At 47.9% G+C, this 22948-nt stretch carries 16 protein-coding genes, 1 tRNA gene, 1 rRNA gene and 1 pseudogene; 16 read left to right on the top strand and 3 right to left on the bottom strand.

The window, feature by feature from the left end; translation table 11 throughout:
• Positions 1-262 precede the first annotated feature (262 nt).
• The 3 genes from HX448_RS01425 to HX448_RS01415 all read right to left on the bottom strand — a co-directional run bounded on the left by HX448_RS01425 (position 263) and on the right by HX448_RS01415 (position 4151).
• Positions 263-1813 carry a reductive dehalogenase gene (locus tag HX448_RS01425; protein WP_102331460.1) on the bottom strand — a complete coding sequence of 517 codons (1551 nt, stop codon included), beginning with the start codon at positions 1811-1813 and terminating at the stop codon, positions 263-265.
• 573 nt (positions 1814-2386) lie between these two features.
• Positions 2387-2463, bottom strand: a tRNA-Ile gene (locus HX448_RS01420).
• A gap of 189 nt (positions 2464-2652) precedes the next feature.
• A 16S ribosomal RNA gene (locus tag HX448_RS01415) occupies positions 2653-4151 on the bottom strand.
• A gap of 594 nt (positions 4152-4745) precedes the next feature.
• Between HX448_RS01415 and HX448_RS10410 the strand changes: the two are divergent.
• The 16 genes and pseudogenes from HX448_RS10410 to HX448_RS01330 all read left to right on the top strand — a co-directional run.
• Positions 4746-6689: pseudogene (locus HX448_RS10410) on the top strand (PAS domain-containing protein); the annotation flags it as partial.
• Complete coding sequence (locus HX448_RS01400) at positions 6689-8020, top strand: sensor histidine kinase (protein WP_190259889.1); 1332 nt, start codon at positions 6689-6691, stop codon at positions 8018-8020. The pseudogene HX448_RS10410 and the gene HX448_RS01400, both read left to right, overlap by 1 nt.
• Before the next feature lie 6 nt (positions 8021-8026).
• Complete coding sequence (locus HX448_RS01395; protein WP_190259888.1) at positions 8027-8479, top strand: response regulator; 453 nt, start codon at positions 8027-8029, stop codon at positions 8477-8479.
• A gap of 42 nt (positions 8480-8521) precedes the next feature.
• Positions 8522-10015, top strand: coding sequence for a response regulator (locus HX448_RS01390; protein WP_190259887.1), 1494 nt, complete (start codon positions 8522-8524; stop codon positions 10013-10015).
• Positions 10016-10451: 436 nt separating this feature from the next.
• On the top strand, positions 10452-11720 hold the full coding sequence (locus tag HX448_RS01385) for an IS110 family RNA-guided transposase (protein ID WP_190259856.1): 1269 nt from the start codon (positions 10452-10454) through the stop codon (positions 11718-11720).
• Positions 11721-12174: 454 nt separating this feature from the next.
• Positions 12175-13683 (top strand): sensor histidine kinase, encoded by a 1509-nt coding sequence (locus tag HX448_RS01380; protein WP_162485924.1) that lies wholly within the window; start codon positions 12175-12177, stop codon positions 13681-13683.
• A complete protein-coding gene (locus HX448_RS01375; RefSeq protein WP_102331322.1) occupies positions 13628-14389 on the top strand; it encodes a response regulator transcription factor in 762 nt (253 codons plus the stop codon). The genes HX448_RS01380 and HX448_RS01375 overlap by 56 nt, the downstream gene beginning before the upstream one ends.
• A 183-nt stretch (positions 14390-14572) precedes the next feature.
• Complete coding sequence (locus HX448_RS01370; RefSeq protein WP_102331321.1) at positions 14573-16015, top strand: reductive dehalogenase; 1443 nt, start codon at positions 14573-14575, stop codon at positions 16013-16015.
• Positions 16016-16280: 265 nt separating this feature from the next.
• Positions 16281-17060 (top strand): radical SAM protein, encoded by a 780-nt coding sequence (locus HX448_RS01365; protein ID WP_102331320.1) that lies wholly within the window; start codon positions 16281-16283, stop codon positions 17058-17060.
• 11 nt (positions 17061-17071) lie between these two features.
• Entirely contained in the window at positions 17072-17830 is a 759-nt protein-coding gene (locus tag HX448_RS01360; protein ID WP_102331319.1) for an adenosylcobinamide amidohydrolase, read from the top strand.
• Between the two features lie 2 nt (positions 17831-17832).
• Entirely contained in the window at positions 17833-18765 is a 933-nt protein-coding gene (gene cbiB, locus HX448_RS01355) for an adenosylcobinamide-phosphate synthase CbiB (RefSeq protein WP_162485922.1), read from the top strand.
• A gap of 1 nt (position 18766) precedes the next feature.
• Positions 18767-19288, top strand: a complete 522-nt coding sequence (locus HX448_RS01350; protein WP_102331317.1) for a cob(I)yrinic acid a,c-diamide adenosyltransferase — start codon at positions 18767-18769, stop codon at positions 19286-19288.
• Positions 19289-20074, top strand: coding sequence for a carbon-nitrogen hydrolase family protein (locus tag HX448_RS01345; RefSeq protein WP_102331316.1), 786 nt, complete (start codon positions 19289-19291; stop codon positions 20072-20074). It begins immediately after the preceding gene.
• Entirely contained in the window at positions 20064-21854 is a 1791-nt protein-coding gene (locus HX448_RS01340) for an adenosylcobalamin-dependent ribonucleoside-diphosphate reductase (protein ID WP_102331315.1), read from the top strand. Before HX448_RS01345 ends, HX448_RS01340 begins: the two co-directional genes overlap by 11 nt.
• Before the next feature lie 213 nt (positions 21855-22067).
• Positions 22068-22310 (top strand): DMP19 family protein, encoded by a 243-nt coding sequence (locus tag HX448_RS10670; protein ID WP_394573318.1) that lies wholly within the window; start codon positions 22068-22070, stop codon positions 22308-22310.
• 157 nt (positions 22311-22467) lie between these two features.
• Positions 22468-22743, top strand: coding sequence for a hypothetical protein (locus HX448_RS01330; RefSeq protein WP_102331312.1), 276 nt, complete (start codon positions 22468-22470; stop codon positions 22741-22743).
• Positions 22744-22948 lie beyond the last annotated feature (205 nt).

The following is a 22948-nucleotide window of genomic DNA, read 5'->3' as shown; positions in this document are numbered from 1 at the left end:
AGATTTAACTGAGAACTGATGTTGGCCTGTTAGACAGCCATATATAATACTACGGGGTCGTAAAAAAGAATCGTCCTAAAGTATTAATCACCATTGGACTTTATACTGATATTGGGAAACTCAAGCCTCGTATCGGTTAAGTGGAAGTAGATTTAGGTTTGTCTGATCATTGATCTTCGATAAAGTGGCACACGGGGAAGAATTTTAAGGATCTTCCCCGTGTGCTTGAAAGAACCGCTTGGTCTAACAGATTCTAGAAAGCTTAATTGAAGCCACCATCGGTTACCCCTACAGATGTGTCGAACGCGTAAGCTGGTAACGACATATCCCACCACTTACCCCAATCCTCTTCGGGTGTTAATCCGAGACCGAACGTCGGATGCATGTTCGACATGAAGCCGTTAAACAACCCAGTTGTGGCAACAGTGGCTCTAACAAATTGGTGGATACTTGCTGCGTTATCCGTGTTAAAGGTACAAACGCCGTGACAACTGCCGCAACTATCTAAAAAGCCGAACTCCCGGCAGGCGACTACATCTGTCCAGAACGATTTTCTTCCCGGACATGAATAGGCTGGTGACAAGGTAGGGGCTTTTTTACTTGGAGTAATTTCCCAAGTAGGCTGATTATCTTGGGAAATTGCCTGACTGGGGCACGCATCGGCACAGACCTTACATGTTTGGCAAAAACGCCACATTCCAGCGTCGATCGGTGGTGTGGGAGTTAAGGGTAAATCGGTTAAGAAGCTAAAATATCCAGCCGTCGGTCCGTAGTCTGGATTAACGGCGACATTATTGTTTCTGGCCATTTCAGCCATTCCATCCAGAATCGCTCCTGCCATCGAGGGGATAGGGCCATATGCTCTTGTCGGGTACCCAAGTCCTTCGTATCCAATTCCTCGGAGGAATCCTTGAATTTTAGTTTGCCAAACCGATTGAAGACTGTACCTAGCACCGTTGGCTGCGACTCTCAGCACGCCCCGGCCTTGGCGGAACATCTGGCGGCTTTGAGGCTGAACGACGGTCACGACCCAGTATTGTTTTTTATCCGGAATAACGAGCTTTTCCTTTGTCTCATAAGCCCAATCGACATCTTCGAACACGTAGGGTCTGGAATCAATTGCCTTAATTGGGACAGCAGGATCGATGTATGCCATGTTCATTGAAGCTGCGCCACCGTCATACAGCTGTGTTAATTTTGACTTTATGTTGCCGCTATATTCACAAACACCAAAAGCCGGAGCTCCATAGAAACGTAACGCAGCACGTATTATGCGCATGTTTTGTTCAGGGGTACCTTCCCACTTTGGTAAGCCTTGATCGCTGGGTCTTTTTATGGTTGTTTGACCTACGAAGCTTTTACCGCCTCCCCAACCTTGGCTCGTCCCTGCCGCCTGATAATAGTTTTGGGAGTTATTGTAAAGTCCCGAACTACCACTTAATGATGTAGAAATCAAATCACAGCCAGGCGCGTTTTCGGCTAATCTTTTAGCCTTCAATTGATTCCCCTGGCCAACAACTTCTTTAACTTTGGACGCACCACCAATATATCGTGCAAATGACGAGTAATACCACATAGTTTCACGGACACTGTGACGCTGCATCATTGACCAGTCAATCTCGACCGTGGGATCATCAAATGCTCGTTCTTTTACCCACCAGGCACGCTTCACCGACGGGTTGGACGATGCTGCCTCATCAAGATCATGAAATATCGGTGCGGACAGTGTCATCGCCCCGCCAATTCCCGCGCCAGTCAATCCAATTCCTTTCATGAAATCACGGCGACTTACTGTGTTGTGAAAAATAGACATGGATGCTTTCCTCCTTCAATTCTTTATAAGGATTATGGCATCCAGATGTTTCAATTAGCCTAACAATATGTGTTTGTCCGTTACAGTGTTTTTATTAACGATTAAGGATAATTAATCTGGCTTTCAATATACTCACCCGATGCCAGCCTCAAATGTTTTCCGCACCCATTCAACTCTCTAGCAATAAAGTATCAGCTTCGGTCCGAGATCGATGCTCGCGAGCCCTGTCTGAGTTAAGCCAGTCTAACAAATGCCTCATTTTTCCGTCGCAGTCCGGCGCTATGAGGAGAACAATGCTTATTAGAAACATGGAGGCTTCAAAAACCTCTCTGTTTCACCAGTTGTAAGCCAGTACAAAAGCTCCCGCGGTTCAGAGAGAGTTTTCCTCTCCCCCGTCTCCCCATCCGAGTCATAATCTCTGCTTTTGTTACTTGTGACGCCTGGCGAGGAAAAACTTCACCGATGAATTCGAATACGAAATATAGAAGAGGCAGATGAGAATCTCATCTGCCTCTTCTATTAACAGTCTAACTCAAGAAATACTTCACATTTTAAGTGTGGAGTAGTCTTTAATGGTGGGCCATCTTGGTCTCGAACCAAGGACCTCGGTCTTATCAGGACCGCGCTCTAACCAGCTGAGCTAATGGCCCGGGGGTGAAACAAGCGAAGGTAATTCTAACCCACGATGCGCGTTAAAATCAAGCGCCGGGGTTAAATCGTCTTAAAACAATTTCACCTTAACCTCTGGATAGCGGAAGGAAAAATAGGCCAATCAAACCCCGGCTTGCGCCGGAGACCGACCTAGGAGTGTTCCCGATAAATCGGGAAAGGCTCCCTAGAAAGGAGGTGATCCAGCCGCAGCTTCCGCTACGGCTACCTTGTTACGACTTCGTCCCAATCACCAGTCCCACCTTGGGCGACTGCCCCCCTTGCGGGTTAGCCTATCGACTTCAGGTGTTACCAGCTTTCATGACGTGACGGGCGGTGTGTACAAGGCCCGAGAACGTATTCAACGCGCTATGCTGACACGCGTTTACTAGCAACTCCGACTTCACGCAGGCGGGTTTCAGCCTGCGATCCGAACTGAGGACGGTTTTGGAGATTAGCTCCCGGTCGCCCGGTGGCAACCCATTGTACCGTCCATTGTAGCGTGTGTGTAGCCCAGGGCATAAAGGCCATGCTGACTTGACGTCATCCCCACCTTCCTCCCCGTTTTGCGAGGCAGTATCGCCAGAGAATATAACTGGCAATAAGGGTTGCGCTCGTTGCAGGACTTAACCATACATCTCACGACACGAGCTGACGACAGCCATGCAGCACCTGTGATAGCTCCTGATTTAACAGGTCATTCCCTTTTCAGTTCATTACTTCTAACATGTCAAGCCCTGGTGAGGTTCTTCGTGTAGCATCGAATTAAACCACACGCTCCGCTGCTTGTGCGGGCCCCCGTCAATTCCTTTGAGTTTTAGTCTTGCGACCGTACTCCCCAGGCGGGGTACTTAAAGCGTTAGCTTCGGCACAGAAAGGGTCGATACTCCCTATACCTAGTACCCATAGTTTAAGGCGTGGACTACCAGGGTATCTAATCCTGTTCGCTCCCCACGCTTTCGGGCCTCAGTGTCAGTTTCAGCCTGGAAAATCGCCTTCGCCTCTGGTGTTCCTCCCGATATCTACGCATTTCACCACTACACCGGGAATTCCATTTTCCCCTGCTGTACTCAAGTCCAACAGTATCGGATGACCCCTCCCAGTTAAGCCAGGAGATTTCACATCCGACTTGAAAGACCACCTACGCCCACTTTACGCCCAATAAATCCGGATAACGCTCGCCTCCTACGTATTACCGCGGCTGCTGGCACGTAGTTAGCCGAGACTTATTCCTCAGGTACCGTCATTATTCTTCCCTGAGAAAAGAGGTTTACAACCCGAAGGCCTTCATCCCTCACGCGGCGTCGCTGGGTCAGGCTTTCGCCCATTGCCCAAGATTCCTTGCTGCTGCCTCCCGTAGGAGTCTGGGCCGTGTCTCAGTCCCAGTGTGGCTGACCATCCTCTCAGACCAGCTACCGATCCCAGCCTTGGTGGGCCGTTACCTCACCAACTAGCTAATCGGAATCAGGCCCCTCTTCAAGCACCTTGCGGTTTTAGTGATCCTTCTTATGAAAGAGCACCACATGCGGTATTAGCACTTCTTTCGAAGTGTTATCCCCCACTTAAAGGCAGGTTACCTAACTATTACTCACCCGTTTGCCACTGTCTATCTTGCGATAAACCGTACGACTTGCATGCATAAGGCGCGCCGCTAGCGTTCATCCTGAGCCAGGATCAAACTCTCCAGGCTATTTAAACGAATTTACGCTGCAATAAAATTGGCTTTTCCTTCCGCTATCCAGTTGTTAAGGTGCTACGTCAATTGCTGACAAAGAGAGATAATATCATAGCTGGCAAGTCCGTGTCAAGGGTCCGGAGCCTGTCACGGCTCACGTTCAGCCAATCGTAATACCGATTTTTCAAACAAAGGTAAACTCAAAAAATGTTGTGGACGTCCGAATCAAGGCAAGTCTGTAGGGTTTGTAGGGTGGGTGCAGCATAGTGGAACCCACCACGATCCCATTAGTCGCATTGTCGGTAGGTCGCAGACCCGCCCAACTTAGCCGTCTTTGCGAGGAGCCTTCAGGGTGGAGAAGTCGTCGCTGATGATGTCATTCATAGTGGCCTAAGGATACTCTATCTCTGTAGAGCATATGCAGGTTGCGGGCTGAATTTGGCATTGTTGATAGTTTGCTCAACCTTACACGTTGGACTATTATGTAATCATTCGTAATATTACTCTACGTTATCTGGTCCGTATTCAGTTAAAGGAGACGTGATGGTTAAGCCCACAAAGTCTTCCTCGAGCCCAGAATCTTCAAAGGAAATCCAGTCTGCCGCCGCCTACGCCCGAAGTCTAATCGAAGCCAGCCTCGACCCTCTTGTTACCATCTCCGCCACCGGCAAGATTACCGATGTCAACGAAGCCACGATCAAAGTCACCGGAATGGAAAGGGACAAACTAATTGGCACGGATTTTTCAAACTATTTTACCGCGCCTGAAAAAGCTCGCGAGGGCTATCGGCAGGTATTCGCCAAAGGTTCAGTGACTGACTATCCCCTAACTATCCGCCACCAGAACGGTCAACTCACCGATGTCCTTTACAACGCCAGCGTTTACAAAGACGTGCGGGGAACCGTAATAGGTGTGTTCGCCGCCGCTCGCGACGTTACCGCCCAGAAACAAGCCTCCCAGTATGCCCGCAGCTTAATTGAAGCTTCCCTTGACCCTCTCGTTACCATTTCTCCCAGCGGCAAGATCACCGATGTGAATGAAGCAACCATAAAAGCCACCGGCGTAGCCAGGGAAAAACTCATCGGCACGGATTTCTCCAACTACTTCACCGAACCGGAGAAAGCGCGTGAAGGCTACAAGCAGGTATTCGCCAAGGGGTCGGTGACCGACTATCCGCTGACCATCCGCAATAAGGACGGCAGGTTGATCGATGTTCTCTACAACGCTTCTGTTTACAAGGACGTGGGTGGCAATGTCCTGGGCGTCTTTGCTGCCGCCCGTGATGTCACCGACTCTAAAGCTGTTACCAGGGATTTTGTTGAGACTAAGAATTTTCTTGACAACATCCTGCAAAGCTCGACTAAGTATTCCATTATCGGTAAGGACCTTAACCATCGGATTCTGTCCTGGAATGAAGGCGCCACGCGCAATTACGGCTACACGGCGGAAGAGATCATCGGCAGAGACTCAAGCATTCTTCATACACCGGAAGATATCGCTTCAGGCGCCGTCGATCGTCTATTGTTAGATGCTTACGACAAAGGCCTGGCCGAAGGCGAATTCCAGCGCGTCAGAAAAGACGGTACCCGTTTCATGGCCAGCGTTGTGGTCACCCGGCGTAACGATGCCTTTGGTCATCCAATCGGCTACCTTCTAATGAGTAATGATATCTCGGAAAAGAAGCGTGCTGAAGAACAACTGCGACAGGCTTCTCACTACGCCAGGAGCCTGATTGAATCATCGCTCGATCCGCTGGTGACCATTTCTCCTGACGGTAAGATCACTGATGTGAATGAAGCGACCATAAAAGTCACCGGCATCCCCAGGGAGAAACTCATCGGCACCGATTTCTCCAACTACTTTACAGAGCCTGAAAAAGCCCGTGAAGGTTATCTCCAGGTATTTGCCAAAGGTTTCGTCACTGACTATCCGCTCACCATTCGTCATCGTGATGGACAATTGACCGACGTGTTGTACAACGCTTCCGTCTACAAGGATAGCGCTGGTAAAGTCATCGGCATTTTCGCCGCCGCCCGGGACGTCACCGCCCAGAAACAGGCTTCTCAGTATGCGCGAAGCCTGATTGAAGCGTCGCTCGATCCCCTGGTGACTATCTCACCGGAAGGTAAGATCACCGACGTGAATGAGGCGACAATCAAGGTCACCGGCGTCAACCGCGATCGGTTGATTGGCACAGATTTCTCCAACTATTTCACCGAGCCGCAAAAAGCCCGGGAAGGTTACCAGCAGGTATTTGCCCTCGGATCGGTAACGGACTATCCTCTTACCATTCGCAATTCCAACGGGACGCTTACCGATGTTCTTTATAATGCCTCAGTCTACAAGGACATTTCAGGAAAGGTATTGGGTGTCTTTGCTGCAGCTCGCGATATCACCGCTCAGCGCCAGGCCGAAGCCCAGGTTGCGGAGCAGCGCACCAAGGAACTGGAAAGGCTCGCCGAGCTTGAACGGTTCCAGCGTCTCACCGTTGGCCGTGAACTCAAGATGATCGAGCTTAAAAAAGAGATTGAGGAACTCAAACGACAACGATAGTGTCTCACCAATCGGAAGTTTTCCCCGACCCTAGGAATAGACTGACCGCCGATTCGGACAACGTCCGTCTCGAGGACACCCAGCGGGCAGTGTTGAACATCTTGGAGGATTTCGACGCTGAGAAGGAGCAGATGCATGATACTTCAAAGGCGCTGCTCAACATCCTGGAAGACCTGAACGTATCGAACGAAGAACTTCAACAATCCCGTGATGTCCTCGAAGAACGGGTAATCGAGCGCACCGCTGAGCTGACACGCGAAAAAAACATTTCCGACACCACCATTGAAAGCCTCCCGGGAGTTTTCTATCTCTTCGACACCCAGGGCAAATTCCTCAAGTGGAATAAAAACTGGGAACTGGTCACTGGGGTCACCGCTGAGGAAATGCCATCAAAAACCGTCCTTGAATTTTTTGAGGGTGAAGACAGGACGCTCATTGAACAAAGGATCGGTGAAGTCTTTGAAAAAGGACAATCTACGGCTGAAGCTAATTTTGTTTCCCGGGATGGCCGCAGGACCCCTTATTATTTTACTGGCAGACTGGTCGTGCTCGATGGCAAAGAGTGCCTGATCGGTGTCGGCATGGATATCTCCGAACGGAAATTGGCGGAAGAGGCCATCAAGAGCCGGACCGAAGAGCTGGCCCGCTCCAACGCTGAGCTGGAGCAGTTCGCCTATATCGCCTCCCACGACCTCCAGGAACCGCTCCGCATGGTTTCAAGTTACGTGCAACTCTTGGGTAAACGATACCAGGGCAAACTTGATGCTGACGCCGACGAGTTCATCCACTATGCCGCCGACGGGGCTAACCGGATGCAACGCCTGATCAATGACCTCCTGGCTTATTCCCGGGTTGGTACCAGGGGTGGCACTTTTGAACCAACCCCTCTCGAAAGCATTCTGAATCAGGCCCTGGACAACCTCAAGATGCTGGTCTCCGATAGCGGCGTCATCATCACCCATGACGCTCTGCCGATGGTATACGGCGATGCCGGCCAACTGTCGCAAGTTTTCCAAAACCTGATCGACAACGCCATCAAGTTCCGTGGTGATGATGTTCCAAGGGTCCACATTTCGGCAGAAATCCGCGGCAACGAATGTGTCTGTTCGGTCCAGGATAACGGTATCGGCATCGCTCCCGAGTACCGAGAGAGGATCTTCTTAATATTCCAACGGCTGCACACCAGGTCCAAGTATCCCGGCACTGGGATCGGTTTGGCTATCTGCAAACGCATTGTTGAGCGGCACGGCGGACGAATTTGGGTGGGATCCGTTCCCGAAGGGGGCTCGGTCTTTCGTTTTATTTTGCCCATTGCGCCAAAGAAAGGATAGAAACAAATGGATACCAACACACCAAAGCCCGTAGACATCTTGCTAGTGGAGGACAATCCGGGTGACGCCCGCCTGACCCGGGAGGCGTTAAAGGACAGCAAGATCCGGAACAACCTCTGGGTTGTCGAAGACGGTGTTGAGGCTATTGATTTTGTGCGGCGCTCCGGGAAGTACGCGCAAGCACCTCGTCCGGACCTCATCCTGTTGGACCTTAATCTTCCACGCAAAAGCGGGCGCGAAGTTTTGGCTGAAATTAAGGCTGATGATGATCTTAAGTCGATTCCTGTAGTTGTTTTGACTATCTCTAAGGCCGATGAGGATATTTGCCGGGCGTACCAGTTACACGCTAACTGCTACGTCACCAAACCCCTGGACTTCAACCAGTTTCTCACTATCACCAAATCGATCGAAGACTTTTGGCTGACCATTGTCAGGTTACCGCCAAAAACAGCGTGCTGAAGCCACTGTCAATTATTAGTTGACCAAGAAAAGAGTTCGCACATGAAAGTATTTCTTCTTGAAGACAATCCGGGTGACGTCCGCCTTATCAAGGAATATTTCAAAGATGTTCCTGGGATAACCTTGGAGGGCGCGGCAGAACTTCTGGAAAAAGCGATCGGCTTTCTCAAGAATCATGAAGTGGATGTTGCACTGATAGATCTGAATGTGCCGGATAGTACCGGCTTAGAAACGCTCAAAGCATTGCGTGCGAAATTCCCGGCTCTGCCCATTGTGGTACTTACGTCTATCTCGGATGAAGACCTAGGATCCCGTGCGATTCATTTTGGTGCCCAAGATTATCTTGTGAAAGGTCAAGCCGATTCTGGGCTGTTACGTCGCGTCTTATTTTATGCGGTCGAGCGGAAGAAATCGGAAGAAGCCATCAACGCCGCCGCCAGGGAATGGCAATCCACGTTCGATTCGATCACTGATATCATTATCCTCCTTGATCGGAACCATCGTATCATTCGAGCCAACAAAGCTTTCACAAATACGTTTAAACTGAAACATGAAGCTGCTGTCGGCCGACATTGTTATGAAATTGTCCATAACTCTCTCACAGCGCCGGTTTTTTGTCCCCATTCAAGGACGGTAAATACCTGCCAGGCAGCTCACGAGGAATTTTTCGAACCCAACCTTGGCATTTATATCGAAGCGACTACTCTTCCAACCTTGGATCAATCTGGTAATTGCACAGGCAGTGTCCATATCGTCAAAGACATCAATGAGCGTAAGCAGGCTGAGCAAGCGCTTCAGCATTTGAATGTTGAATTAGAAAATCGAGTTAAAGCCCGGACCAGTGAGTTAGAGACAGCTTACAATGAACTCAAGGAGCAGTTGGAACTTAGGTCGAAGGCAGAAGAATCGCTGCGCTCGCTATCAAATCGTTTGTTAAAAGTTCAAGAAGAGGAACGGCGTGCCATTGCTAAGGAACTCCATGATGAAGTTGGTCAGAACTTGACAGTTTTGAAGTTGTTATTAGATCGCATAGCAAGAATAACTTCCGATGAAGCAAGGCCATTTGTTAGGGAAGCAATCGAAGGCATTTCAAAATTAATAGGTCAGGTCAGAAATATGTCCCTCTCCCTGCGACCTGGATCCTTGGACGAACTTGGGCTGGTGAATTCACTTGAGGCACTTTTCAAACAACTTCACAGCCAGGCCGGTCTCGAGGTCCATTTCGATCACAGCGAGATTGGAGTATTGACTCCAAATAGCCGAATCACAGCTTATCGGATTATTCAAGAGGCTCTCACCAATATAATGCGCCATTCCGGAACCAAGGAAGCCTGGGTAAACGTCCAAAGACCTGGCAAATCTATTGAATTTAGCGTAGAGGACAAGGGATGTGGGGTTGATGTGGCCAAGCTTGTAGCCGTTAACTCGACCGGCCTTTCAGCAATGAAAGAAAGAACAGGACTAGTGGGCGGAACGTTCAACTTCGAATCAGCCCCTGGCAACGGGACGCGCGTGTCAGTATCCATTCCTTTATGATCAATAATCAACAAGATGACGTCAACCATCCCAAAATTCCTAAAGATGAATTATAAATATCGTGAGCATCCAACGGTTCCCCTCTATTCTCAGTTCCAGTTATGGGATTGAAAAGGATGTCACTTTCCTAATTTTTGTTGGCTGAAGAGAAACCTATATACCACGTGAGCTGAATTACCTGTTCAAAACGGGCGACTCGTTTCCCTCAAGATGTATTTTTTAAAAAGGTACCAAAAAACGACACGAATGGCTTAGTCAACGTGGCAATACTTCCGTTTACTTTCAGCATAGCAAGGTGAATCAAGAAAAGAAGTCATCTAGCTTTGATCACACATTTGCAGAGATTAGTATATTGGCTAACAGTAAGAGATAGCTCCGGCTAAAATAGAAACGGTGGTCTCCCAAACACCGAATCTAAATAGGAGGAGCTATCAAAATGCAGAATACCGCTGCCAGGAAAGTTCGGCAAGTCCCTGAGGGTTACCTCGTGATCGGAATCGACCCCCATAAAAGCAAACATGCTGCAGTCGCCATTACACAAGACTTCACCATTCGTGACAAGTTCAAGTTTGAAAATGCAATGGAAGGGTTTGAATTGTTACTACGCCGTGTCAGGACTGAAATGGTTCGGGCAGATTGCCGCGGCGTAATGTTCGCGATCGAAACAGGTGGCCATTACTGGCGGAATATCGCCTATTACCTCGATGCGAAAGGTATTCCATTTCGTTTCATCAATCAATACACATTGAAGCGAAGGCGCGAAGGGAAGGATTTGAACCACAGGAAGAATGATTACCGGGACAGCGAGGTTGCAGCTCAACTCCTGTGCACCGGTGAGTTCGTCGAAAGCGGTCTCCCCCAAGGCGTATATGCAGACCTACGTTCCTCTCATAACGCTTATCGGCGGTTGGTCAAGGAGCGGACCAGGATAACAAACCTCATAAAGGGTCTTCTGGACGGAGTGTTTCCGGAATTCGTTCATGTCTTCAAAGATCCATGTGCGGTTACGGCGCAAGGCGTTTTGTCGTGTTGTCTTACACCATGGGACGTTGCTGGCATGGACATTGAGAATTTCATTGCCAAAGTAGAAGCCAATTACCATGGACACCGGTTAATGCGTAGAAAGCTGGCGGACCTTCATGAAGCAGCGAAGATGACCATAGGCATTTCATCCGGGGCTCGATCAGTGGTCTCCGAGATGGGCTTTCTAGTGGAAAAGCTCGAATTAATTAAAAAACACATCAAAGAAATAGACCAAACACTAACCAGACTCGTTGACCAAACCGAAGAGGGTAAATATCTGCTGTCGATCACCGGCCTCAGTTACATCGCCGTTGCTGGCCTAATCGCGGAACTGGGCTGCTTCAAGGCATATCGGACCGCAAAACAGATGATAAAGATGGCGGGTAGCAATCCAACTGAGTCAGAATCAGCTGGAAAGAAGAGCGCCCATACTCCGATGAGCAAGCAGGGGCGCCCGGTCTTACGATACTGCGCTTGGACTTCTGTTATCCCGATGCTACGTTTCAATGCCGATTTTCGTGAGTGGGCGAAAAAGAGAAGGGAACGACCGATCCACGAAAATCCGCTGTGCGGTAGGGAAATCGTCGGTGCTGCTTTAAACAAGCTCTTACGTTTAGCTTTTTCGATGGTGAAAAACCAGACGTTTTACGGGTCACCTCAATTGGTGTCGGTGGCCAGCTAGGAGGATTATTCCTTAACATCAGGTGGGCAGGGAGACACCGGTGTCAGATTTTGGGAGCTTATATCAAGCTAACCCGTGTACACAACATGGTGCCCCTGCCCTCCTGGCCAACCCCGCATGAGGTATGATGGGCCTTCGCTTTTGCGGACGAGCCCGTATCTAAAAGCTAAGTTGGGAGCCAGGAAACCAGAGGCTGGGATCTGCCCACCGGTGTGGAAATAACAAAAAACCTAAAAGGAGCTATTGACCTTATCGAATATAGTATGTTGTGCAAATAAGGGAATGACCAAACGACGAAGTGACTCCCTACGTCCAAAAGAAAAATTGCCCATATGACAATGTGAGTTGTTAACTAGCCCCTAATCTCCAACATCCTCATGAAAGCCAGACTCTTTTGATGTATCATCGGTTATTGTTTTTGTTATAATTAGTCACCTCTCTCTGAGAGATGCCAATGACGCATACACCAACATCTAATTGCCTAAACGAATGGTACAGGTTCATCTTTAATGAGGTCCGGGATGGCATTGTTCTTATCGACGCAGGAAGTGGCAAGATTATCGATGCTAATCCCGAATACCAACGCCAGACTGGGTACCGGTTAAATGAGTTGCAGAATATGTTCGTGTGGCAACTTCGTCCGAAAGAAAAACAGGACGAAGCTGAGAGGTATTTCCGCCAATTGACATCGCAAGGCATGGGTTCGAGCGTCGAAGTTGAATTTCAGAGGCCGGACGGTAGCATTTGCCCTGTTGAATTTTTTGCTGGTATTACTAATATTGAAGGGCGAGCCTATTGGCTGAGCATAAGTCGTGATGTCACTGAAAGGCGGAGGGTCGAAGAAAAGATTCGTTATTCTGAGAATTTATATCGCACAATATTCGAAACTACAGGCACAGCAATGGCGATCGACGATGTCAACCGCCGGCTTATGTTGGTCAATACCAAGTTTGCAAACCTTGCAGGTTATGAAAAAGAACAACTCGAGGGTAAGCGCAGTTGGACTGAGTTTGTCGCACCGGAAGACTTAGAGCGGATGAAAGAAAGTTCGGACGAACGCAAAGCACACCCTGAACGTCACAATCCATCGACCTATGAGTTTGTTTGGATCGACCGGTTCAACAACCGACACAATATTCTAATAAACTCGGATACACTAATCGGTACACCGATGACGATTGCATCCCTTCTCGATATCACTGAGTACAAACAAGCACTTGTTGAAGCTGAAAAAGCCCAAAGCGAAGCTAGGTCATTTCGTGAGTCCGAGCGACTGAAAACCGAGCTTCTATCGATGGTCTCGCACGAATTGCGAACACCACTGACTGCCATCAAGGGGTTGGTCACCTCACTTTTGCGGAAAGATGTGTGTTGGGATCCTACAGATGAACGAGACTTCCTTGAAAGCATAAACCGCGAAGCCGACCGATTGGCCCGTCTCATTGGTGATCTGCTAGATATGACTAGGCTAGAGTCAGGCAGCCTGACTATGTCTCCGGATTGGTTCCGGCCTGAAGAAATTGTGAGTTCAATTCAAAGTGAAATAGACAACCTCTGCTGCGCACACCACTTCTCAGTTTCAATCGAACCCAGGCTACCACAACTTTTTGTTGATATCACCCGCATCGGCCAAGTTCTCGTGAACTTGATTGAGAACTCCGTTCGTTTCTCACTGAATCGGACTGAGATCAATCTCAAAGTTACCCATGGCGACGGCTCTGTGGTTTTCACGGTCAGCGACTCTGGCTGTGGCATCCCAGCTGAAGTAGGAGAACGAGTATTCGATCGATTTTACCAATTGCATCGGGGCACGAGGGGTGTCAATGGTACGGGCCTTGGTCTTGCGATCTGCCGCGCTATTGTTGAAGCCCATCAAGGTTCAATTGGTTATTGTTCGGAACTGGGTCATGGCTCCACCTTTTGGTTTAGGATCCCTTCAGGTGCTTCGATTGATGGGCACTAAAGTTTTAATCGTTGATGATGACCCAGTGATCATTAAGTTCCTGCGCGCCAACCTTAAGATGGAAGGTTGGGACGTCTTGACTGCTTCAAACGGCTCCCAAGCGCTAATTGTTATGGAGGAGGAACTACCTGAACTGGTTATTCTGGACATAATGATGCCAGGCATCGATGGATATGATGTTATTCGTAACCTGCGTAAATGGACCCAAGTTCCGATTCTCGTCCTCTCAGCCCGGGGGGAATTGAGCGATAAAGTCACTTGCCTCAACATCGGCGCTGATGACTACCTCACAAAACCATTCGGTATCGAAGAACTCATCGCCAGGGTCCATGCAGTACTACGACGGTTCAAGGCATTAGATGCTGCCCCATCATTACCGGTGCAGGCTGGGCCGGTTAGACTTGACCCAGCAAAGAGGCGCATTTACGTCGAAAGTAATGAAATTCGACTCACTCCCACTGAGTATATGCTGTTAAAAGAACTGGTGTTCAATGCAGATAAGGTAATCACTCAAGATAACCTACTGGCTAAGGTCTGGGGTAACGAGTATATCAACGAACGACAGTACCTTCACGTCTTTATCGGCAAGCTCCGTGCGAAGATTGAGAAGGATCCTGCTAATCCGAGAATTATTGAGACCGTCCCCGGCATCGGCTACATGTATAGGGTTTTTATATCCAACTCCTCCGATCACCAAAATCCATAACTGATCCTCAAGGTTCGAAGGATTTTGGCCAAAAGTGATGCTCTTTGGATTCCTGATTAAATCTTGTTTAGATATTATTTAGAGGCCATGCCGGTTTTTTAGTATCTTTTTAGAACTTTCATGTTACTATTTATCACTAGGGATCTGGTTTCGGCATAAAACCCGCATGAAAGGAGTACAAAGGTGGTAAGAGCACATTCGACATTGTCTCGGCGTGATTTCATGAAAGCCATTGGGATCGCGACCGCCGGTATTGGGGCGGCAGCAGCGATCCAACCCAAATTTCATGACCTTGATGAATTATTGTCATCCGGCAACATATACAAAAATCCATGGTTTGTTACCGAAGTCGATGAACCAACCGTTGAAATCGATTGGCAGAAAATGCAGCGCTTCCAGAAAGGTAAATATAACAACTTCGCTTCTCATCTCAGTAAAGAAGAGGCCGCTGCCATCCAAGCTAAGACAAAAGCCGACTACCAAAAGAACATGACCCAAAACGACGTCCCTGGTTTTACTCTTCGCGACAATGCCATGAAGCTGGCAGGTTGGGGTGGTGTCCGCTGGCGCATGTCTCAAGCCACCCTCGTAAAAGAGATGGTGGAAGGATGGCCGTTAATCCCGACTCCGACAGTACTTGGTGTCCCAAAATGGACTGGTACCCCGGAAGAAGCGTCTATCATGTTAACCCAGTTACTACGTTATTGCGGGGGCTCGTCTGTTGGCTTTGCTGAAATTAATGAAACTACAAAAAAAATGATTTGGGGACAAATGCCGCAAGCTCCGAATCCGGATATCGTTTTTGAAGAAGCTCCGAAACCGACTTATGATGCCACAGCAAAGAAGGTAATAGTTCCCAGTTCTTCACGCTATGCAGTAGTACACACAATTCGGCAATCGCTTGATGCTTCCGCCCGAGTAGGCTACCTTTCCGATGGTGGCGCCGGAACGGCTTATGACAACTGCGATATTACCCAATGGCGTTTGATGTGTTTCCTTCAGGTACTTGGTTACACAACGATAAGGCAGAATATCCAGGGCAACGGACCCATTGTAGGATGGGGCGTGATGTCCGGTCTAGGTGAACAAGGCCGCATGCAGCACTTGATTACTCCCGAGTGGGGTCCGATGATACGTCAATCGACTATGAACATTGTTGATATTCCGATTGCTCCGATGAAACCGGTTGATTTCGGATCTAGAAAATTCTGCTATACCTGCAAAAAATGTTCAGATGTATGCCCTTCGAAGGCGCTTCAGGGTGAAACTGAGCCATCGTGGGAGATCACTCAGGCTTATGATCTTGTCAAACCGGAATTGTTCAATAACCCAGGTCTTAAAACCTGGTACTTTAACCATCACAAGTGCAACAGGTATTGGCAGGAAAGCGACACCTATTGTGGCATGTGCCAAGCGACATGTGTCTTCAGCAAAGATGCTCTTTCGACTGTCCACGAGATGGTCAAAGTTACCCTCGCCAAAACCAGTTTGCTAAACTCTTTCTTTATAGCTGCAGATAAGTCGTTTGGTTATGGTCTGAGGCCAGAAGATAAAACGGAAGAATGGTGGACTACTCCGTTGCCTGTTAATGGTATTCATTACGAAAATGATGTGTTCTACAGGTAATTAGTTACCTAATTGGAACATCGATCGCCCTTTAACAATTAATTACGCCTGAAACACCCGCATATCAAATCGGGTAAAGGAACAGAAAGCCGGTGAGAATCCGGCGCAGTACCGCCTACTGTGTGTGGGAAACCACGAGCCAGCAAAGCGCCGGTTTCAGGAATTACACCTTCTGGTGGTTACTGAAGGTTGGAACGGTGTTAATATTGTTAGCCCCCTCCTGCTTTCGGAGGGGGCTCTCTTTTTGGGAGGAATTTTGGAAACTATGGTAGCTATAAAAACAAAGGTCTACCATGTGGCTTATGCTCCAGCGATATCAAAGGCTTATCTTTTTCACTGGGGTTGTAACCTCAAATGTCAGGGTTGTCTTTGCAATAAAGAGATTAACTGCATGGCTTTGGAGGAGAATCTCGATGTCGTCTTGCGGGATCCTAAACTGCCGAAACCAAAATCCCCGGAACAATTCCTGTTGCTTGACGAACTCGCCACGATTCTGAAAAAAGTCCCAATTAAAGAAGTGCTTTTCGAAGGACAGGAAGCTTCGATAGATCCTTCCTATTCTGATATCACAAAGGCATTGAAAGATGAGTTCGGTTGTTACATCACACTAAATACCAATGGGGTTAAACTGCCGGATCTAACAAACACTGATGAAATTGTTATGAGCTTGAAGGCGGTGACCCCTGATGTGTACCGAGCTTATACCGAGCATTCAAACAGAAATGTGCTAGGTAATTTCTGTAAAGTATATCAACAAGGCAAGAAACTTAGAGCGGAAAGCGTCTTTATTCCCGGGATGATCGATTTGGATGAAACCGAGAAGATTGCAGCATTTGTCGCTATGATCGATCCGAACATTCCGTATCGCATTGATGCATATTTTGAATCGGGTGCTGAGAATCCTTGGCGCCGAGCTACGCCGGACGAAATGATCGAAGCGGTCACTGTCGCGAAAAAACATCTGGTAAATGTGACCTGTACGCAACAAACCGAATCGAAACTTGAGAAAAAAGATCTCATGTATGAAGTCATTAGACTTTACTAAGGAGAAGAAGATTGGCTGAGCCGAAAACCACTAGAAAACCGATTGGTACTTTTCATGGTGTAACCGCAGATGTTGTCTACCATCAGGCCTTAGGAACACCGACTGATACACTCGCCATTACCCTCCCCCGGAAGCAACCGGTTCTCTCCACAAGGCATGGATATATAGAAACCGATGTAATTTGTAATTGCCACGTTCCAAGAGGTCTTTGGGACTTTATGCATGATGAATCACACAGCTGGCAGGACACATATGGTCAGATAATGAAAGATGTGCTTTCTGAACTTGGTAGGACAATCGAAGACATCGCTTTTATGTCTACAGGCGTCAACCAGGAAAAGGTAGCCTGGCACGAAGAAATTTACGACGAATTTTGGGTCATATGCTTCACGACCGCCGGTGTTAAAACTAATGCAATGAGGGTTGGCGTAGATAAAGCTTCTGGGATTGAGAGGAACGGAAAGTTCGAGAAGATCGGCACTATCAACAATATCGTACTAACCAATGCTATCCTCGAGCCTCCGGCATTAGCATCATCGTTTATCACTATCACCGAAGCCAAGAATGTCGCCCTACAGGAACTCGATATCCGGAGCGCTTACGCTCCCAATCTCATGGCCACAGGCACCGGCACCGACCAGATAACAATCGTCTCGGGGACCGAATACAAATACACCTACGTCGGCGGCCACACCAAGTTAGGTGAGATGATGGCAAGAACAGTCACTTCTTCAACCATTCAGGCAATCAGGAATTCAAGAGGATTCTAAAGTTGGAACTGATCTTAATTTTGGTCGGAGCTGTTCTTCTTGACCTATTGATAGGAGAATATCCCACTTCCCTACACCCTACTGTATGGGCTGGTCGTTTAATTGATGCTTTGATCAAACCCGGGTTCCAGCTAAAACCGATCGGGCAACTAGTATACGGCGCTCTGGTAAGCCTTTTGACAATAACTATTAGTCTAGCGGTGTTCTGGTTGATGACCTGGTGCAAAGATACGAATAGATGGCTTTTTGTGCTAGTCGGTATTCTCATATTCAAATCGACCTTTTGTATTAGGGAACAATGGAAGGTTGCGAGACGTACCAAGGAGATCATTCAAAATGGACGACCAGTTCCTCAAAACATGAGAGGACTATTTGATACTGTAAAGGGAAACGGCTCAATATCTAATAAAGACATCATCTCTTCAAGTGTCCGTTCTATTGCTGAAAATGCCTCCGACTTTGTGGTCGCACCATTCTTTTATTTCCTAATTTTTGGGGTTCCCGGAGCAGTCGCTCACAGGGTGATCAATACTCTGGACAATATGATCGGATATCGGGGGAAGTTCGAATACCTCGGCAAGTTTGCCGCAAGACTTGATGACCTAGTGAACTTCGTTCCGGCAAGGCTGACAGGGCTAGCAATTGTGCTAGGAGCTAAATTCCGCAACCTCGATTTTCGAAAATCATGGACCACCATGCTCACCCAACACTCCCTGACACCCGGCCCAAACGGTGGCTGGCCTATGACCGCGGCAGCAGGCGCTCTCGGGGTAACACTTGCCAAACGTGGCCACTATTCAATCGGCATAGACCCACCGATTGACCCAGACTTTTCGGCGATCGACCGAGCCATTGGGCTGTTCATCTGGAGTGTTAGTCTCTGGATAATTGCGAGTATTTGTGTACTTACGGCAGTTCTTTTTATTAGAGGATGAAATGGAATTAGAAGGCAAAGTACAGGTCTTCACCGGCGATGGAAGGGGTAAAACATCAGCCGCCCTTGGAACAGCCCTTCGAGCTTCTGGTTATGGTCTAAAATGCTTTATCGTCTTTTTCATGAAAGGACCACACAAATATGGAGAATACGCTTCATTGAAGAAGTTGGGGATAGATTTTCAAGCGTTTGGGCGCCCAAATTTCCTCAGCCCCGAAGATATTTCCCCGGAGGACCTGAACCTGAGCGAACAGGCTCTCAAAGCCGCAAGAAATGCTATGGAAAGCGGCAAATATGATGTCATTATCCTGGACGAATTGAACACCGCCACGTCCTGGGAAATCGTGGACATTGGTGAGGTTTTAAAGCTCATTGATAACAAACCAAAGGGCGTTGAACTGGTCCTGACAGGCAGATACGCCCCTGATAGAATAATTGAAAAAGCGGATTATGTCGCTGAACTTAAGAACATTCGTCACCCGTTTGATCTGGGACTTTCTGCCAGAAAAGGGATCGATTTCTAGATGAAAGTCGCCATGCTTCATATGGATCCTGAGCCAGGCGCAATCGAAGCCAATAGGATATTGGTAGAAGAACTCATACGGTCGGTGGCAAGACTCGGAGCAACGATAATTCTCACACCTGAGCTATGCATCCCCGGTTATTTCTTCCAGGATATTGTTGGTTCCGATTGGATAATGCCTCAGCCGGATGAATGGATGACAAAAATCGTGGCTCTAAGCTGGGAGTTTGATATTTTAATCTTCTTGTCATATCCCGAGCGCGATGCTTCTTCAGGCAAATGTTATAACACGGTTTTTGCTATCGACAAAGGACGTATAGCTGGTAAACACCGTAAGATCGAGGTCCATCCCGGCGCCGAAGAGAAATGGTCTTCTCCGGGTCGGGAGACTGAGCCCGTCAGAGTGTCAGGCAAAAAAATTGGTATCTTGATTTGCGCCGATACACTGAATACTCAACATGGGGTCTCACTCGCCAAAAAAGACGCTGAACTTCTGATTGTCAATGCTGCCTGGGGCCATAGGTTCCCACCGATGGAATATTGGAAAAAACTTTCAATCGAGACAGACTTGCCGTTATGGGCATGCAACCGAACCGGTATTGAACGAAACGTCGATTGGACCAAGGGCGAGAGCACAGTAATTATAGGTGGGCAACCTGTTTTCTCTTATGCGGGCGATCCAGCGGTTTTACTTTTTGATTGGGATCTAGCATCGATGCGACCGACCTCAGAACAGTTCGAAGTAATACATTTATTTGGATCGAAAGGCATCAATAATGGCAATTAATACTACCGTACCCATTGTCTTCGAGCCCAGACTTACTTCGAACTCAAAACTTGTGTTAGAGAAACGCTATTTGAGAAGAAACGAGATTGGCGAAATTTCTGAAAATCCAGATGACATGTTTCGGAGGGTCGCCAAAGCCGTTGCCTCCATCGAATGTAAATATGATCGTCAGGCTGATGTCGAGGCAGTTATCGATGATTTTTATCGCCTAATGGCTAGTCTTGAATTTTTGCCTAATTCGCCTACGCTTCTTAATGCCGGAACCGGGCACGGCCAACTGGCCGGAACGATGGTCCTGCCGATCCAGGACACGCTGGAATCAGTGTTCGATACCGTGAAGTACGCCGCTCTGGTCCATAAAGGCGGCAGCGGTATCGGCTTCAACTTTTCGAGTATCCGCCCAAGAAGTGATAGTGTTGGTGACCGACAGGGTGTGGCTTTTGGCCCATTAGGACTTTTGGACATATTGTCGCGAGCAACTCTGAATATTCGTCAGGGCGGCATCCGTCGCGGCTGCAACTCGGCAATGTTGCGCGTGGATCATCCCGATATCATGGAATTTATCCAGGCTAAACAGGATCCATCCACCTTTGCCAACTTCTTCACCTGCATCGGTCTAACTGACGACTTCATGGAACGAGTCAAGACAGAAGAGAACTATCCACTGGTTCATCCAGTCTCGGGGAGAACAGTGGGCTTGTTAAATGCTGGTTTCGTCTTAAAAAAAATAGCTGATCTTTCCTGGAAAACTGGCGATCCAGGGGTTATCTTTTTGGATCGAGTGAACCGCGACAATCCGACGCCTCAACACGGTGATTTAGATCATGTCAGCGGTTGTGGGGAGCAACCGCTACTGCCGAACGAATTTTGCCACCTGGGCTCGATAAACTTAAGCCGTATGCTTTTTATCGATGGCGACCGTGCTGAGATCGATTTTGATAAACTTGGAAAAGTTGTCAGATCGGCAATTCGCTTCCTGGATAATTGTATCGATTTGACCCGATATCCTAGTCCAGTGATGGAACGTGCAACGCTTCGCACGCGGAAAGTCGGCTTGGGAATAATGGGTTTTGCCGACTTGCTGCTGCAGATGAGGATTCCATATGACTCAACTAAAGCCTTAGATGTAGCAAGACGAGTGATGAAATACATTAATCGAGAAGCCCATGAAACTTCGAGAGAACTAGCCTTAGAAAGAGGACTTTACCCGGGATACAACGACACTGGTGAGCCAATGCGGAATGCGACCTGCACCACGATAGCGCCAACGGGGACCATTTCACTGATCGCAGGTTGCACTTCAGGTATTGAGCCTGCTTTCGCCATGGCGTTCATTAGGAACGCTTTTCATGGTGAACACCATCTTCTCGATATCAACCCTCATTTTAAAGACGCTTTTGAACAGGCTGGCATATTTTCCTGCCAGCTGGTTCAACGGCTGGTTCACAACAATGACCTGCCTTTAATGCCAGAAGTCAGTGAGGATCTCAAAGGTGTATTTATTAACGCCCATACCGTGTCTCCCGAGTGGCATGTCAGAATGCAGGCGGCATTTCAAGAACATACGGATTCTGCCGTCTCCAAAACGGTCAACCTTCCTCAGCATGCAAGCCAGCAAGATGTGCTTGATATTTTGCATCTAGCTTATCGACTGGGTTTGAAGGGGATTACTGTATATCGTGATTGCAGTAGGTCAAATCAGCCGTTTTGTAACGGCAGCGTAGGAGATGAACTGGTAAGTGGTTACTTCAACTCCTTGAGAAGAATTGACCATGCCTGAGGCGAACTCAAAGAGCTTCTGGAAGGTAAATCGTTCAAAGCTGGTGTTGGCGGGTGTCATCATCTCCCTCATAACTGCAGCTCTATTCGGGCAACTGATGAGGAACCACCCGGGCTACGAAAAGTACCTCTCTCAAGCTAATCCTAAAGCACAGAAACTCGCGTCGCACGATCAAAACAAAAGCTTTCCGCATGGAAGGCCAGTGAACTCGCCTTGCTTTACTATAATGAAGTCATGAATGGTGGGCACAAGCAATATTTTAAAAACGCAAATGATGTTGATCAGCAAGAAGTTCTAACTGCGCTTAAATTGGTGCAAGTTGATGCCTTTGTCGATATTTTCCCTCGTGCTATCGAGATACAAAAAAAGGAGTCTCTGACGACAAAGACTATGAGTCCAAAATGGACGAGTTGGACTCGTTGTTCTACGAAATCCAACCTGAACTTATTGACTTAATCGAAGAGTATGCGGACTCGATCTAAACCACGTCCAGATAGACCACAAACCGGCACAACGCCTCTATTTCCCTCAAAATATATTTTCTGAAAAAGGCGCCAAAAACGACACGAAACACTTGACATCCCCAAGGAACGTCCGTGCTATAATACCTGCTATGTCATATAGCACTTATGTACCAACCAACCGCCCCAACTCCCCGCCCCAGGCCAGCCGAAACATTGTTTTCCGCAAGAACCTCGGCGAAACAATTCGCCCAACTCCGTTTTTCACGATTGAAGACGGCCATTGTTTCAACAACTGGAGAGTCGTTTTGACCGAAAATGAACCTGAAATCCGAGTCGTTTTCGTAAAAATACGTCAAAAGTGGAAATTCAATAAAACAATCCGGCTGAGCCGGATTGCCTTACACGCGGTGAAAGCTGACCTCTGATAGCTCAATTTAATTGAAATGAACGGATTGAATGAATTGTCCGCGCCAAACAAGTCAATCGTGATGATCAACGATTTCAATCGTGTCGTTTCGGGAAATATCAAAAAATAGTGCCCGTACAATTGCAGATAAGAGTTTTGGATTTGGTGCTTTGATATTTGGATTTGTTTAGAGTTTAGATATTAGGATTTAGGATTTGGCGGGC

The organism is Dehalogenimonas etheniformans, from assembly GCF_014672715.2.
Lineage (GTDB): Bacteria > Chloroflexota > Dehalococcoidia > Dehalococcoidales > Dehalococcoidaceae > Dehalogenimonas > Dehalogenimonas etheniformans.
Note: the sequence above shows the minus strand (reverse complement) of the source record. Positions and strands in the feature narration are given on the sequence as shown.